The organism is Phyllobacterium sp. NPDC097923 (assembly GCF_044760925.1).
In the GTDB taxonomy this organism is placed as follows: Bacteria; Pseudomonadota; Alphaproteobacteria; order Rhizobiales; family Rhizobiaceae; genus Phyllobacterium; species Phyllobacterium calauticae.
The window spans coordinates 1412676-1427275 of the sequence record NZ_JBIWBL010000001.1 but is presented as its reverse complement, the minus strand read 5'-3'; the positions used below and the strand labels follow the sequence as shown (position 1 = coordinate 1427275).

Genomic DNA, 14600 nt, shown 5'->3' with positions numbered 1-14600 from the left:
CCAAATTCGGTTTTTGTGAATTATGCGACTTGATACCCGTAAATTTCAACCGTTAACGTGATTGTCTAACGTTCTCCTCCAGCAATCAGATGTATTGACGCGCGATCGTCTCGGCGAAATTCCGCTCGAAAACCAGTTCGTCATTTTCGTAGGCTTCGATCCGGCCGGTCAGATGAAAATTGGCCTTGTCCGACCGCATCGTGGTGAACGTTTCCGTGCGGACGCGCCATTCGTCGCGGCCGGACAGTTCCGTCCAATGCGTCTCGCCATAGGCGGACAGCGGATCGTCCGCATGGATTTCCCAGCGTTCGCGCGCCACGCTGCCGTGGACGAGCCCATGTTCCTTGTCCCTGGCTTCGCCAAAATCATCCTCGATCGACAGGATGATCCTGCCGCTGACCTGATCATGTTCGATCCGGCGGCTGTTCGTGCCCTTGCGCAGGATGTCGAGCTGCCAGGGCGACGCGGCCTCGGGCTCGGGAAAGGTCCATTCATCGCCGGTGGCGAGATCGCGCGACGGCAGGTCGAGCGCGCCCGCATGCAGCGTCAGGCTGACCGCTTCCGGCGATGGCCAGACCATCGGCCAATAGCTGGAGGAAACGGCGATGCGCAGCCGGTGCCCGGCAGGTACGCGATAAGCGATATCATCGAGCTTGAAGCGGATTTTTACCGGTTCGCCCGGCGTGAGCGCTTGAGGTTTTTCATGGCTGTCGCGGTGGCACAGGTTGAACACGCCATAGGTGATGCGCGTTGAAGCACCATCGGGATGCACGTCGCACAGGCGCACGGCAACCATGGCAACAGGCTTGTCGCTGGACACCGTCAGGCTGATGTCCGGCGCGCCGACAATATCGACCGCTTTTTCCAGGATATCGCCGTCATAGCAGACCGACAGCGCATCATCGCGGCGCTGGTCGCCGGGAAGCTCCGGCCCGAGCCAGATGGCGCAATATTCGCCGCCCATCATGCCGCAATCCTGCGGCGAGGCGACGAGATGGGAAAACGCCCCGCCCCGTCTGGCGCTCAACGACTTGTCCGCCCCAAGATGAAGGACCTCGCTACGGATGGTCTTCGACGGCCATTGCGGCTCGGCAATCCAGTACCCCGGACGCTCCGTGTACCAGCTCTTGGGACGGACCGAATCCATGAGATAGCCGCGATAGGCCGGATCGTTCTCGACGTCCGTATCGATGTCCTTCAGCCAGCGGTCCCACCAGCGCAGTGCCTCCTGCAGGAAGCCGATGCGCGGTTCCGGCACGGCAAAATGCGGGTATTTGTGCACCCAGGGTCCAACAATGCCTTTGACCGGTGCCTTTATGCCTTCCATCAGGCGCGGCACCGCGTTCTTGTAAGCATCGCCCCAGCCGCCCACGGCCAGCGTGGCGGCCTTGATGGCGGAAAAATCCTCGCAGACCGAGCCGCGCTTCCAATAGGCGTCGCGCGTCTGGTGCGCCAGCCAGACGGCCGGCAGGAACGGTTCATGATCGAGCCGGTCCAGCCACATGCTGCGCCACTTGTCGCCGACCAGAGCCGGATCGGGCGAGCGGGAGGAATAGGCGAGCATGGTGGCGCCCCATCCCAGATTCTCGTTGAGCAGCAGCCCACCCTTGTAATGGATGTCATCGGCATAGCGGTCGTCGGTGGAGCAGAGCGTGATGATGGCCTTCAGCGCTTCCGGCTGCAGCGCGGCCACCTGCAATGAATTGAACCCGCCCCAGGAAATGCCCATCATGCCGACCTTGCCTGTTGACCAGGGCTGCGCCGCGATCCATTCGATCACCGCGCAGGCATCGTTCAGCTCCTGAACCGAATATTCATCCTCCATCAGCCCTTCCGAATCGCCGTTGCCGCGCATGTCGACGCGCAGGCAGGCATAGCCATGCCCGGCGATATAGGGATGGGTGAGATTATCGCGCGCCGTCGTGCCGTCGCGCTTGCGATAGGGCAGAAATTCGAGAATCGCGGGAACCGGATTTTCCATGGCGTCCTCGGGCATCCAGACCCGGGCCGACAGGCGGCAGCCATCGGGCAAGACAATGCCCAGATCGGCGGTTTCTTTCACTTGATGCTGAAATGTTTCGACTGTCCGCATTATCATCTTTCGTCCTCACAGCGGAGCTGAAAACAGATAACGCACACCGGGCAGAACACCCGGTGAAAACATCAATCCCATTTTCTCGTCTTTTGCGAGGTGTTCCTTTTTATCCTACTATGCGCATCTGTCCGGCTAAGCGGACCAAACACTTGCGACATATGTGCGGTCATTTGCGTCACGATGAAAAAGTCTCATCCGAGCCTCGATGGTATGAGCTTTTCCAGCCGCCGGAACAGGAAAACGATGATGCCGGTGATGACCAGATACCCGGCCGCCAGCAGCAGAAGCGGCTCATAGGTGATGTAGGTATCCTGCCTGACGCGCGAGGCCACGGAGTAGAGATCGACGACCGTAATCGTCGCCACCAGCGGCGTGGATTTCAGCTGCAGGACCGCCTCGCCCGCCAACGTCGGCAGAGCGCGGTGAATGGCCTGCGGCAGCCAGATGCGGCGGAAAATCGTGAAGCGGCGCATGCCGAAGGCCCGCGCGGATTCGAGCTGTCCCTTGGGCACACCGGCGAAGGCGCCGCGCATGACTTCGCCCTCATAGCCCGCATAGGACAGGGACAGGGCGAGAACGGCATAGGGCCACGCCTGCCGCAGATAAGGCCAGAGTTCGGAACTGCGTATCCACGGATATTGCGGAAACAACGAGCCCAGCCCGTAATAGAGCAGCCAGAGCTGCAGGAGCAGCGGCGTGCCGCGGATCACCGTGCAGAACACGCGTGCCGGCACCGCCACCACGGCGGGCCCGGCTGCCTGTGCCAGCCCAAGCGGAACCGCCAGCAGAAAACCGATGATCACGGTGACGACCAGTATCCAGATCGTCCGCCACAGGCCCTGCAGGATCAGATCGCCGTAATTGGGCAGCCAGTCCCAGCGCATGAAGACAATAGCCGAGGCCACAAGCGCGAGGCCGATGAAGATGAGAACGATGCGGTGCGGCGGCAGTGTGCGCGCCTGACCGCTCGTGTCGCTGTCCTTGTGGATCGGGAATGTCTCGATCGGGGTTTCCAGCGGCGTCTCGGTCATTACCGCGCCTCCTTGACGGAAGGCATGCCGCGCCGCGCCCATTGCTCGACCTTGGCAAGGATGACATTGGAAAACAGCGTGATGGCGAGGTAGAGGATGCCGGCGGCGATGAAGAACAGGAAATACGCCTTTGTTGTGCCCGCCGCCTGCCGGGTGACGAGCGTCAACTCGCTGAAACCGACAACCGCCAGCAGCGCTGTATCCTTGGTCGAGATCAGCCAGAGATTGGCAAGGCCCGGCAGCGCATGTGGCAGCATGGCCGGCAGGGTGATGCGGCGCATCATCAGAACTGGCGACATGCCATAGGCCCGCGCCGCCTCGATTTCCCCCTGCGGAATGGCCTTGATGGCACCGCGCAGCACCTCGGTTGCATAGGCGCCCTGTACGAAACCGAGAACCACGATCCCCGCCACCAGTCCGCTGATGTCGACGCGCTGATAGCCAAGGCTTTCCAGCACGCGGTTGATCATGTCGGTACCGGCATAATAGAGCAACAGGATCAGCACCAGTTCCGGCACGGCGCGCACGATGGTGGTGTAGATGGCGGCGATGTCGCGCACCAGCGGGCCGCCATAAAGCTTGCCATAGGCGCCGACCGTGCCGATGAGCAATCCCATGCCAAAGGCGCCGACGGCGATCTGCAGCGAATTCGCCAGACCGCGCAGGAGGTTGCCGCCCCAACCCGGCGGATTGGGCGACAGAAGGTCGAACATGCCGGCTATTGCGGCGGGAGCAATCGATGCGTCGGCCAAGCGATCCTCGATTCAAAACAATGCGTTACCGTTCTCACAAGGCCCATGGTGCTGGTGCGTGGTTCGACAAGCTCACCATGAGGAAGAGTGAAGACTTCAGGGAGCCAAGTTCTGCAAGACCGTTCGGATTGCAATCTTTCCGGTTAGCCTTACAGCACCCCTCTCCCTCATGGTGAGCTTGTCGAACCACGCACCAGTACCGCGAACCACCATCAAGTGAGCGGCTTACCCCCCGTAAATATCGAAGTTGAAATATTTCTTCGAAATCTCGTCATACTTGCCGTTGGTGCGAATGTCCTTGATGGCCGCATTGATCTTGGTCTTTAGCTCCGTCTCGCCCTTGCGCAGACCGACACCGACACCGGGTCCAAGCACTTCCAGATCGGGCGCAACCTTGCCCTTGATTTCGCAGCAGGCCTTGCCCGCATCGGTCTGGGCAAAGGTCTCGAGTGCCAGCGAATCGGCCTGTGTGGCGTCGATGCGTCCGGCAGCCAGATCCTGATTGGCTTCGTCCTGCGTCTGGTATTCCTTGATTTCGGCGGCGGTCGCGGCGAAATGCTTCTTCGCATAGGCCTGGTGGATGGTCGACACCTGCACGCCGAGCACCTTGCCCTTCAGGCCTTCCGGCGACGCGTCCATCTTGACGTCCTTCGAGCCGAGAATGACCGTTGGCGTGTTGTAATATTTGTCGGAGAAATCGATGGTCTTCTCGCGTTCCGGCGTGATCGACATGGAAGCGGCGATCATGTCGATCTTCTTGGTGGTCAGCGCCGGAATGATGCCGTCCCACGACACGGGCGTGATGACGCAATCAAGCTTGGCCTGTGCGCAGATGGCAAGGGCGACATCGACTTCCCAGCCTTCCCACTTGCCCGAGGCATCCGGCGAGGCGAAGGGCGGATAGGGTTCGGCGGCAATGCCGACCTTGATCTGTTCAGCGCTGGCAACTCCCATTCCGGCAACCAGCACAGCGGCGGCAACCGCTGATTTCAAGAAAGCTTTCATTCCTATCTCCATTTCTCTTTATTGTTCCCCAGGATTATTCCCTGTATTTTTTCATGCGACTTATGAAACAGTACGGATAAACTGCTTCAAACGTTCGGATTTTGGTGATCCGAACAATTCTTCCGGTGGCCCCTCTTCTTCGACGATACCGTTGTGCAGATACATGACATGGCTCGCCACTTCCCGGGCGAATTTCATCTCATGCGTGACCAGGAGCATCGTCCGCCCCTCCTTGGCGAGGTCACCGATCACTTTCAGGACTTCTCCGACCAGTTCCGGATCGAGCGCGGAGGTCGGTTCGTCGAACAGCATGACGCGCGGCTGGATGGCGAGCGCGCGGGCAATGGCGCCGCGCTGCTGCTGGCCGCCGGAGAGAAAGGCGGGATAGACATCACGCTTGGCCGACAGCCCGACCCGCTCCAGCAATTGCTCGCCGATGGCCATGGCTTCGTCACGCTTCATCCCCAGCACGTGAACCGGTACTTCGATGACATTCTGGATCAGGGTCATGTGCTGCCAGAGGTTGAAATTCTGGAACACCATGCCAAGCCGGCTGCGGATACGCTCGATCTGGCGCCGGTTGGCGGGGTACTGGCCGCCCTCGCCGTCGCTGACCATCTGCACGTCCTCGCCATTGATGCGGATGACGCCACTCGTCGGGTTTTCGAGGAAATTGATGCAGCGCAGGAAGGTTGATTTGCCCGAGCCGCTGCCGCCGATCATGGCGACCACGTCGCCGTCCCTGGCTGTCAGCGAAACGCCCTTGAGAACCTCAAGGGCGCCGAACTTCTTGTGCAGGTTCCAGACGTGGATGGCTTCGGCCCGTTCGGCCGCACCGGGTTGGAGCGGGTCCGTGGCAACGGATGCGCGCAACGCCTCCGTCATTGCCGGGTTCCCATGGGTTGTCTTGCACCTGCTGTCATGACACCGTTCATTTCTGCCTGTTTTGTCAGCATGAGGCGAAACTGCCTAATTTAGGGCATCACACCACTTGCGCTCTAATTATGCAAGCGTATAAATACTCCCAGATACAATTTTTACGAGAGAGCAGTCGCATGAGCGCATTCGGTTCCCAGTCCATGGCCCTTCCCCTGAAACGCGTCATCATGCGCATGCCTGACCGCGTCATGGCGGGCGCCGAACGCGACGTCTGGCATTACGGTCCGCAGTTCGATCCGCGCCGCGCATCCGAACAGCACCGCGTCTTTGCCGGTCTCGTCGCCCAGTCGGGCGCCGACATCACCTGGATCAGGGACGGCAATGACGGATTGTCGGATTCCGTGTTCACGCACGACCCCTCGCTTGTCACCGACAAGGGCGCGATCCTGCTGCGCATGGGCAAATCCCTGCGCCTCGACGAGACGGACCTGCACCACGAAACCTACAGCCAGATGGATGTGCCGGTGCTCGGCCGCATCGTCGCGCCGGGCACCGTCGAAGGCGGCGACTGCGTCTGGGTCGACAGCAAGACCCTGGCCATCGGCCGCGGCGTGCGCACCAATCAGGCCGGTATCGAGCAGATGGCCGCCATCCTCGAGCCGCTTGGCGTCACCGTCCTCGGGTTCGACCTGCCGCTGTGGCAGGGCGAAGAGGCCTGCCTGCACCTGATGTCGATCATTTCGCCGCTGGCCGAAGACCTGGCGCTGGTGCACCTGCCGCTGCTGCCCGCCGCTTTCTACCAGCTGCTGAAGGAGCGCGGCATTCGCCTGATCGCCGCGCCGGAAGACGAATTTGCCGCCAGCAACGGCCTCAACCTCAACGTGCTGCCGACGGCGCCCTATGAAGTCATCGCCGTGGCGGGATTCGAAAAGACCAAGGCCGCCATGGAAGCCGCCGGCTGCACCGTCACGACCTTCGAGGCGGATGCGCTGTGCATTGCCTGCGAGGGCGGCCCGACCTGCCTCACCCGTCCGGTTTTCCGGCAATGAACGCACAATCGGCCACACGCAAAACCTTTCGCCGTGAGGGCGAGGACAAGCGCCGCGAGGATCTGATCGCCGCGACGCTTGAATGTGTGGCCGAGCGCGGTCTTGCCGGTGCGACCGTGCGCGAAATCGCCCAGCGGGCCGATGTAACCGCCGGGCTGATCCGCTATTACTTCCCGACCAAGGACGACCTGATCGGCGCCGCCTACCGCGCCGTGATGAACCGCATGACCGTGCAGGCCAGCGATGCCTTGCAGAATGCCGCTGACGATCCGCGTTCGCGCCTGCAGGCGTTCGTTACCGCCAATCTCGGCGAACCGATCATGGACCCGCACAACCTCTCGCTGTGGGCGGGTTTCATTGCGCTGGTGCATGCCGACCCGGCCATGGCCTCCGCCCATCGCGACGGCTATCTCGGCTTTCGCGACGAGCTGGAAATCCTGATCCGCGAGGCGCTGCGCGCCGCCGGCAAACCGGCGGAACCGAACCATACCCGCCGCCACGCCATCGCTATCAACGCCATCATCGACGGATTATGGCTGGAAGGCTGTCTTGCCGGCGATATTTTCGACGATGGGGAATTGGCGGAAACCGGGGTTGCCGCTATTGAAGCCGTACTGGGAATTTCATTACAAGCTGAAGGAGGCGCCCAATGATGCGCTATGCGTCTGTGACCGGCCGTCTGGCCGGACTGGGATCGGATAAATGGGCCGTGCATATCCGTGCGCGCGAAATGAAGCGCGCGGGTCATGAGATCATTGAGCTCACCATCGGCGAACCGGATATTCCCACCCCCACCGACATGCTGGATGTGGCCGAACACGCCATGCGCTCCGGCCGCACCGGCTATTCCAACGGGCGTGGCGAACCCGGCGTTCTCGCGGCGCTTTCGGCAAAGTACACCGCACGCACCGGCCGGGCCATCGGTCCGGAACACATCCTGTGCTTTCCCGGCACGCAGACCGCGCTGTCGCTCGTCATGCTCGGCCTTGCCGAGGAAGGCGACGAGATCATCACGGGCGACCCGCTCTATGCCACCTATGACGGCGTCGTCCGCGCCACCGGCGCAACGCGCGTGTCCGTTCCGCTGCGGCCGGAAAATGGTTTCCGCATGCAGGCCGCCGATCTGGAAAAGGCGATCACGCCGAAATCCCGTGTCCTCCTCCTCAACACCCCGCACAACCCGACCGGGGCCGTGCTGAGCGCCAAGGAAGTGGCCGAGATCGGTGAAGTCTGCCGCAAACACAATCTGTGGATCGTCTCCGACGAGGTCTACGAACTGCTGATCTTTGACGGCAGTTTTGCCTCGCCGCTCGACCGGCCGGAACTCGCCGACCGGACGATTGCCGTTGCCTCCATTTCCAAATCCCATGCCGCGCCGGGTTTCCGCAGCGGCTGGTGCGTCGGCCCGGCGGAATTCACACAGAAACTGCTGCCGCTGTCCGAATCCATGCTGTTCGGCGTCCAGCCCTTCATCGCCGACATGACCGCCTATGCCCTCGGCCAGCCATCGGTGGCCGCTGCCACGATGCGCGAGAGCTATTTCCGCCGCGCCCAACTGATCTCCAAGCGGCTCGACGGCATTGCCGGCATCGGCGCCGACGTGCCGCAGGCGGGCATGTTCATTCTCGCCGACATCCGCGCCACCGGATTGAGCGGCAATGATTTCGCCATGCGTCTTCTCGAAGAGGAACACGTGGCCGTCATGCCCGGCGAATCCTTCGGCGACAATCTCGCCGGGTACCTGCGTCTCAGCCTCAGCGTCGCCGATGACAAGATCGATGCCGCCTGCGCCGGGATCGTCCGCCTCGCAACCCGCCTCCAGCAACGGAAATCCGCATGACCACGGTCGGTGAAGCCCTCGTCCATCTGCTTGAATCCTACGATGTCGATACCGTCTTCGGCATTCCCGGTGTCCACACCATCGAACTCTATCGCGGCCTTGCCGCATCGACGATACGCCACATCACGCCGCGCCACGAACAGGGCGCGGGCTTCATGGCCGACGGCTATGCCCGGGCAACCGGCAAGCCCGGCGTTGCCTTTGTCATCACCGGTCCCGGCATCACCAACACGATCACCGCGATGGGCCAGGCGCGCGCCGATTCCATTCCCATGCTGGTGATATCGGGCGTCAACCAGCGGGACTCGCTCGGCAAGGGCATGGGTTTCCTGCATGAACTGCCCAATCAGCGCGCCATGTTGCAGACGGTTGCAATGTTCTCGCATCGCATTGAAAAAGCGGACGAATTGCCCATCGTGCTCGCCCGCGCCTTTGCGCTGTTCGCCTCGCGGCGTCCCGGCCCCGTGCATATCGAGATACCGCTCGACGTGATGGCGCAGCCGCTGGATGGTGCGAGCCGCCAGTTGTCCGATGCGCCAATCCCGCAGGCATCGGCCGAAACCATGGCGGAACTCACCCGCCAGTGCCTTGCGGCGGAACGTCCGGTCATTCTCATCGGCGGCGGCGCCAAGGGCGCTGCGGCGGAACTCAAGGGTTTGGCGGAGAAGCTGGATGCGCCCGTGGTGGCAACCACCAATGCGCGCGGCATCCTGCACAATCACCCGCTGCTGATCCCGGCCAGCGCCAGCCTCACCGCCGTGCGCACTCTTCTTGCGGAAAGCGATCTTGTCCTCGCCATCGGCACGGAAATGGGACCGACCGATTATGACATGTATGGCGATGGCGGTTTTCCCGAGTTGAAACGCCTTGTGCGCATCGACATCGATGCCGGACAACTCGACCGACGTCCCGCCTTCATGCCCATCGAGGCTTCGGCCAGGGAAACCGTCGAAGCGCTCGCTGCTACCTTGCCCGCGCGGCGCAACACGAAGTCCGGCGAAGACCGCGCCCTGGCAACACGCGATGCGGCATGGGCTGAGATCGGTCCGCGCACGCAAAGCCATGTGCGCTTTCTGAATATCCTGCGCGACACGCTGCCGGGCTCACTCATCGTCGGCGATTCCACGCAGGCCATCTATTCCGGCAATCTCTATTACGATCATGACCGCGTCGGCGGCTGGTTCAATGCAGCGACAGGCTTCGGCGCGCTCGGCTTCGGCCCGCCCGCCGCCATCGGTGCGGCCCTCGGCCAGCCCGAGACCTCGACGATCTGCATCGTGGGCGATGGCGGGTTTCAGTTCGTGCTGGGGGAACTCGGCGCTGCGGTCGACGAGAGAGTCCCGGTTATTTTCGTCGTCTGGAACAATCAGGGCTATCAGGAAATCGAGCGCGCCATGCGCGATGTCCACATCAATCCGGTGGGCGTGCGTCCCTCGGCACCCGATTACCTGAAAATCGCAGAAGCCTATGGCGTGGCTTCGCAGAAGCTGAAAACATTGGAGGAACTGCCCGCCGCCCTGTTGAAAGCCAAGGCGAGCGGACAGGCCTATCTGATTGAAATCGATGAAACATTGATTGGTTGATGGCGCTTCGCCATCAACCATTTCTGCCCGTTACGGCCGGTGGATAGTCTTGACCTCGAGAAAGTCTTCCAGCCCGAATTTTCCGCCCTCGCGGCCATTGCCGGACTGCTTATAGCCGCCGAACGGGCTGCCATAGCGATGCGGGCCGCCATTGATATGCACCATGCCGGCTTTCAGCCTTGATGCCACCCGCTCCGCGCGCTTGGCATCGCCCGTCTGCACATAGGCGGCGAGGCCATAGGGCGTGTCATTGGCGATGGCGATGGCTTCTTCCTCCGTATCGAACGGGATGAGCGCGAGCACGGGCCCGAACACTTCTTCCCGCGCAATGCGCATATCGTTGCGCACATCGGCAAAAATGGTGGGGCGGACGAAATAGCCGGTTTCATAGCCCGCTGGCTTGCCCGCACCGCCGACCAGCACCCGTGCGCCCTCGGAAATACCCGCTTCGATCAGGTTCTGCACCCGGCCATACTGGATATGGCTGACGAGCGGGCCGATATGATCGCCCTCCTCCTGCGGATCACCGACCTGTGCCTGCCTGCCGGTGGCTTCGGCGATTTTCACCGCCTTGTCGTAGACCGAGCGCTGCACCAGCATGCGCGTCGGCGCATCGCAGGACTGGCCGCTGTTGTTGAAACATTCGAGCACACTGCCCGCGACGCGATCTTCCAGATCGGCATCCTCGAACACGATGTTCGGCGACTTGCCGCCCAGTTCCAGCGTGACGCGCTTGACCGTTTCGGCCGCATCCTTGCTGACGGCGATACCGGCGCGGGTCGAGCCGGTGAACGACATCATGTCGACGTCCTTATGCTTCGACAAAGCCGCGCCCACCGTCGCACCGTCGCCGTTGACGAGGTTGAACACGCCCGCTGGAAAGCCTGCCTCATCCACCATCTCCGCGTAAAGCAGCGCATTGAGCGGCGTGAACTCGCTCGGCTTCAGCACACAGGTGCTGCCGGTGGCCAGCACCGGGACGACCTTCAGCGCGATCTGGTTGATCGGCCAGTTCCACGGCGTGATCAGCCCGCACACGCCGATGGGCTCGCGCACCAGCAGATCGCCATTCGGCAGTTCCTCGCGCATATGCAGGGCTTTCAGCGCGTCGATAAAGCCCTGGAGATGGCCGACACCGACATCCGCCTGCTGCTGGGTGCTCATGGTGATCGGCGCGCCGAGCTCCAGCGTAATGGTTTGCGCCATCTCGTCATATCGGCGCTTGTAGATTTCAAGCAGCTTTTCCAGGAGCGCCAGCCGCTCCTCCACCGACGTCCGGCTGTAGGTCTGGAAGGCCGTTTTCGCCGCAGCCACGGCGCGGTCGATATCGGCTGCCGTGCCCATGGAGATGACAGCGATCGGCTTTTCTGTCGCCGGGTTGATCACCTCGAGATCATTGGCCATGAGAGGCGGCACCCATGCGCCATTGATGTAGAAATCCCGCTTGATGAGCATCGTCGCCTCCTTATGAATGCCGTTTGTCCCGGAAATGGTATGGGGCTTTTCGCTTGGTTGCTAGAAGGAAAAACGACGGAAAGTTTATGTGGTGGCCGACTATCGCTATCACCCCCCTCTGGGCTGCCGCCCATCTCCCCCACAAGGGGGGAGATCAGCTTTCACAATGGTTTCAGCCAACCTTCAACGTTGAAAATGATACGGAATCATTGATGTCAATGTGATCTCCCCCCTTGTGGGGGAGATGTCCGGCAGGACAGAGGGGGGTAAAACCACTCTCACTCCGCCGAGCGCACCAGCGCCTGTGCCATGCAGTGAATGCCGCCGCCGGTTTTGGAAATCTCGCTCATATCCACCGCAGCCACCTCGAATCCGCGCGCGCGCAGCTTGTCAATCAGCGTCTTGCTCGACGACGGCGCGATGATCCGGTCCCTGCCCAGCGCCATGAAATTGCAGCCGAGATTCATCGTGTCCTGAAACGGCACATCGATGATCTCGTGGCCCTTGGCTTTCAGCCAGTCGACAATGCCCGGCTCGGTGCAGGCAAGGCACACGGCGGTCAGTTTCGGCGCAATCGGCACCACCATCAGGTCGATATGCACGTAATACTCATCGATGAAGGCAAGGCGCGTCTCCCAGCCTTCCCGCCGGAACCATTCCTCCACCTGCCGCGCGCCCTCCTCCTGCGTGCGGGCGCCGCCGCAGCCGATGAGGACGCAGCCCTCCTCGATCACGTTGAAATCACCGCCCTCGAAGGTGCCGGCGGTCACCATGTCGTAGATCGGAATGCCAAGCTTTTCATAGGTGCGGATCGCGGCATAGTTCTCGCCGCGCCGCCACCAGTTGGACATGGCTGTGATGATGGCGCCATAGGGCGTCATGACGCTGGAATCGCGGGAATAGACCTGCATCGGCAGTTCCGGTTCCGGCTCATGCCAGTGGATCTTCACACCGAAATGCTCATAGGCGGCGACCAGTTCCTTGTGCTGGGCCTGTGCGGTCTGAATGTTGCACGGCGCCTCGCGCAGATGCTTGCGGGACAGCGAGCTTGTCGCCATGTGGCGCAGAAAGGCTGGGGAGCCCAAAAGGACATCGGTCAGCGGGTCGGTTTCGTTGCGAAAGCCCCAGCCTTTCAGCGGCGCGGTGCCGCCGTTCGGATTGCGGCGCTTGAGTGTGAAAGCATCGCTGTCAAAGCCCTGTTCATGGCGTGTCATTGGTCCGTCTCCTCGTCAGGGGCGCGTGGGTATCCACCACTCCCGCCCGCGTGCAGTGGTCACATATTCCGGCCAGCGGAAATGAATCGGCGGCTCGTAGTCGCATAGCGGTGCGATCCAGTTTGACCCACCAATGCCGCCGCCGGTGCGCTGAATGAATTCGTCCTTTGCCTTGTCCCTCGCCCCGCCATCCTCAAGCAGGCGCAGGGCCGTCACCGCCACCGTCCTGGCGGCGGTCAGCACCATCGGATCGATGGTCGCGGAAATACCGCCGAGCGCATTCATCACCCAGCCGGGATAGGCAAATCCCTTCGGTGCCTTCAGGGCGGGCCGCGCCACGTAGAACCGTACGGTCGGCGCGTGCCATGTCATGTCGGTATAGTCGTCGGAGGTGGAATTGATCTGCGATGGCGGCAGGTCGCGGCGCAGGATCGCTTCGGCTTCCCGAGGCGCGATCAATGCCTCGCATTCATCGAGAAACGGGTCCCGCATCGCATCGATCCCGGCATTCACCTGAATCTCCCGCGCAACCGCCTTTGCCGCCTCGTTCCAGCGCGGTGCGCCGACAGCCTGCAGGGCATCCCAGGTCACTTCGGCCATGGCATGGTTGGCAAGACCGGGCCGCGACTTGCACACCCAGTGCCGCTCCACCCGGCAGCCGGTCATGGCGGCAGCGTGCTCGGCGTTGCGGTCGAGCACGGCGGTGACGCGCTCGGCCATGGCAATGTCAGGCACGCGCATCATGTACTGGATTTCCGCAAGCCCGGCGGGAAGATTGTCGGCCGTCGCCTGCCCCGCCGTCAGGATCGCTTCGCTGATCGACCAGCCGCCCTGATGCGGCAGCATGGAATCGCGCAGCGCCTTCGAGGCCATGTACATCATCATCAGCGCATCGTTGGCGCCGGGGGCGCGCACCGCCGAATGGGATTGCGGGATCGGCGCACCGTCGCTGAGCCCCCAGCCCTCCGGCTGGTCGCAGACAAAGCGGTAGATCATCGAATAGGCGGCGCCGCAGTGGGTCTCCCAGCGCACCGTATTGCACAGCGGCAGCATGTAGAACGGATGAAACGAGATCATCCCGTCCAGCCCGTCATAATAGCCCTTGGCGGCATGGATGGGTTTCGAGCCCCGCACCTTTTCGGCGGGTTCGCCGGTAAAGCGCAGCGTGCCTGCAATGCCATGCTTCTGCATGGCGGCCTTTGTTGCCAGCAGCCCGCCGAGACTGGAAATGCCGAGCCCCGAATGCGGGTCCGTGTGGCCGCCCGCATGCTCGCTCAGGCCGGGTCTTGGCCGTTTGACCGTGGCCGCATCCTGGCAGTTGCCGGGGACGGCGTCATATTCCGCATACATGCCGATGACAGGGGATTTGCCAGTTGTTCCCGCCCTGTTGGTCCAGTGCGCGCAGAATGCCGTGGGCATGCCGCCCGAGCCGACCTCGACGTCAAAACCCTCGCGGCGCAGCAGCGCCACATACCATTCCGCCGATTGATATTCGCGCCAGGCGGTTTCGCCGAAATCGAAAATGGTGCGCGTCCATGCCGACAGGTCGGCCTGATGCGCATCGACAAAATCCAGCGCTGTGCTTCCTGCTGCCGTGATCACGATCCATCTCCCCGTTGCGGCGAGATAATCATCTGGAAGGCGGGACAAAAAGTGATATGTTTTTTCAAAACGTGCAAATTCTATTCACCTCATCA

12 protein-coding genes are annotated in these 14600 nt (G+C 62.0%); 4 read left to right on the top strand and 8 right to left on the bottom strand.

The genetic code is table 11. The features are described 5' to 3' along the window. Window positions 1–85 precede the first annotated feature (85 nt). The 5 genes from ACIQWS_RS07225 to ACIQWS_RS07205 all read right to left on the bottom strand — a co-directional run bounded on the left by ACIQWS_RS07225 (window position 86) and on the right by ACIQWS_RS07205 (window position 5768). Window positions 86–2092: a CocE/NonD family hydrolase gene (locus tag ACIQWS_RS07225; protein WP_403177556.1), complete on the bottom strand. Its 2007-nt coding sequence runs from the start codon at window positions 2090–2092 to the stop codon at window positions 86–88. A gap of 194 nt (window positions 2093–2286) precedes the next feature. Next, on the bottom strand, window positions 2287–3126 hold the full coding sequence (locus ACIQWS_RS07220) for an ABC transporter permease (RefSeq protein WP_403173660.1): 840 nt from the start codon (window positions 3124–3126) through the stop codon (window positions 2287–2289). Further along, a complete protein-coding gene (locus ACIQWS_RS07215) occupies window positions 3126–3839 on the bottom strand; it encodes an ABC transporter permease (protein ID WP_223615218.1) in 714 nt (237 codons plus the stop codon). Before ACIQWS_RS07215 ends, ACIQWS_RS07220 begins: the two co-directional genes overlap by 1 nt. A gap of 264 nt (window positions 3840–4103) precedes the next feature. Then, window positions 4104–4883, bottom strand: coding sequence for a transporter substrate-binding domain-containing protein (locus tag ACIQWS_RS07210; RefSeq protein WP_403173655.1), 780 nt, complete (start codon window positions 4881–4883; stop codon window positions 4104–4106). Window positions 4884–4943: 60 nt separating this feature from the next. After that, entirely contained in the window at window positions 4944–5768 is an 825-nt protein-coding gene (locus ACIQWS_RS07205; protein WP_105732939.1) for an ABC transporter ATP-binding protein, read from the bottom strand. A gap of 170 nt (window positions 5769–5938) precedes the next feature. Here ACIQWS_RS07205 and ACIQWS_RS07200 point away from each other — a divergent pair, with 170 nt between their 5' ends. Genes ACIQWS_RS07200 through ACIQWS_RS07185 form a run of 4 tightly spaced genes read left to right on the top strand, consistent with a single transcriptional unit; the run spans window position 5939 to window position 10234 of the window. Beyond that, window positions 5939–6811, top strand: a complete 873-nt coding sequence (locus ACIQWS_RS07200) for a dimethylarginine dimethylaminohydrolase family protein (RefSeq protein ID WP_105732940.1) — start codon at window positions 5939–5941, stop codon at window positions 6809–6811. Further along, a complete protein-coding gene (locus tag ACIQWS_RS07195; protein WP_346305228.1) occupies window positions 6808–7464 on the top strand; it encodes a TetR family transcriptional regulator C-terminal domain-containing protein in 657 nt (218 codons plus the stop codon). Before ACIQWS_RS07200 ends, ACIQWS_RS07195 begins: the two co-directional genes overlap by 4 nt. Further along, window positions 7464–8651, top strand: coding sequence for a pyridoxal phosphate-dependent aminotransferase (locus ACIQWS_RS07190; protein WP_403177551.1), 1188 nt, complete (start codon window positions 7464–7466; stop codon window positions 8649–8651). The genes ACIQWS_RS07195 and ACIQWS_RS07190 overlap by 1 nt, the downstream gene beginning before the upstream one ends. Then, window positions 8648–10234 carry a 5-guanidino-2-oxopentanoate decarboxylase gene (locus tag ACIQWS_RS07185; protein WP_403173645.1) on the top strand — a complete coding sequence of 529 codons (1587 nt, stop codon included), beginning with the start codon at window positions 8648–8650 and terminating at the stop codon, window positions 10232–10234. The genes ACIQWS_RS07190 and ACIQWS_RS07185 overlap by 4 nt, the downstream gene beginning before the upstream one ends. A gap of 30 nt (window positions 10235–10264) precedes the next feature. Here the strand turns inward: ACIQWS_RS07185 and ACIQWS_RS07180 are convergent, their stop codons facing one another. From ACIQWS_RS07180 to ACIQWS_RS07170, 3 genes are all read right to left on the bottom strand, one after another. After that, the gene (locus ACIQWS_RS07180; RefSeq protein ID WP_403173643.1) at window positions 10265–11689 is read right to left on the bottom strand and encodes an aldehyde dehydrogenase family protein; all 1425 of its coding nucleotides are present in this window, start codon (window positions 11687–11689) and stop codon (window positions 10265–10267) included. A 278-nt stretch (window positions 11690–11967) separates the two neighbouring features. After that, window positions 11968–12903: a dimethylarginine dimethylaminohydrolase family protein gene (locus tag ACIQWS_RS07175; RefSeq protein WP_403173641.1), complete on the bottom strand. Its 936-nt coding sequence runs from the start codon at window positions 12901–12903 to the stop codon at window positions 11968–11970. Window positions 12904–12918: 15 nt separating this feature from the next. Continuing rightward, window positions 12919–14502, bottom strand: coding sequence for an amidohydrolase (locus tag ACIQWS_RS07170; protein ID WP_403177548.1), 1584 nt, complete (start codon window positions 14500–14502; stop codon window positions 12919–12921). Window positions 14503–14600: the final 98 nt, after the last annotated feature.

Excerpts from the sequence above, each read along its gene's own strand:
- ACIQWS_RS07205 (WP_105732939.1), bottom strand. The coding sequence starts at position 5,768 with ATGACGGAGGCGTTGCGCGCATCCGTTGCCACGGACCCGCTCCAACCC.
- ACIQWS_RS07220 (WP_403173660.1), bottom strand. The coding sequence starts at position 3,126 with ATGACCGAGACGCCGCTGGAAACCCCGATCGAGACATTCCCGATCCAC.
- ACIQWS_RS07185 (WP_403173645.1), top strand. The coding sequence starts at position 8,648 with ATGACCACGGTCGGTGAAGCCCTCGTCCATCTGCTTGAATCCTACGAT.
- ACIQWS_RS07215 (WP_223615218.1), bottom strand. The coding sequence starts at position 3,839 with ATGTTCGACCTTCTGTCGCCCAATCCGCCGGGTTGGGGCGGCAACCTC.
- ACIQWS_RS07195 (WP_346305228.1), top strand. The coding sequence starts at position 6,808 with ATGAACGCACAATCGGCCACACGCAAAACCTTTCGCCGTGAGGGCGAG.
- ACIQWS_RS07200 (WP_105732940.1), top strand. The coding sequence starts at position 5,939 with ATGAGCGCATTCGGTTCCCAGTCCATGGCCCTTCCCCTGAAACGCGTC.
- ACIQWS_RS07175 (WP_403173641.1), bottom strand. The coding sequence starts at position 12,903 with ATGACACGCCATGAACAGGGCTTTGACAGCGATGCTTTCACACTCAAG.
- ACIQWS_RS07225 (WP_403177556.1), bottom strand. The coding sequence starts at position 2,092 with ATGCGGACAGTCGAAACATTTCAGCATCAAGTGAAAGAAACCGCCGAT.
- ACIQWS_RS07190 (WP_403177551.1), top strand. The coding sequence starts at position 7,464 with ATGCGCTATGCGTCTGTGACCGGCCGTCTGGCCGGACTGGGATCGGAT.
- ACIQWS_RS07180 (WP_403173643.1), bottom strand. The coding sequence starts at position 11,689 with ATGCTCATCAAGCGGGATTTCTACATCAATGGCGCATGGGTGCCGCCT.
- ACIQWS_RS07210 (WP_403173655.1), bottom strand. The coding sequence starts at position 4,883 with ATGAAAGCTTTCTTGAAATCAGCGGTTGCCGCCGCTGTGCTGGTTGCC.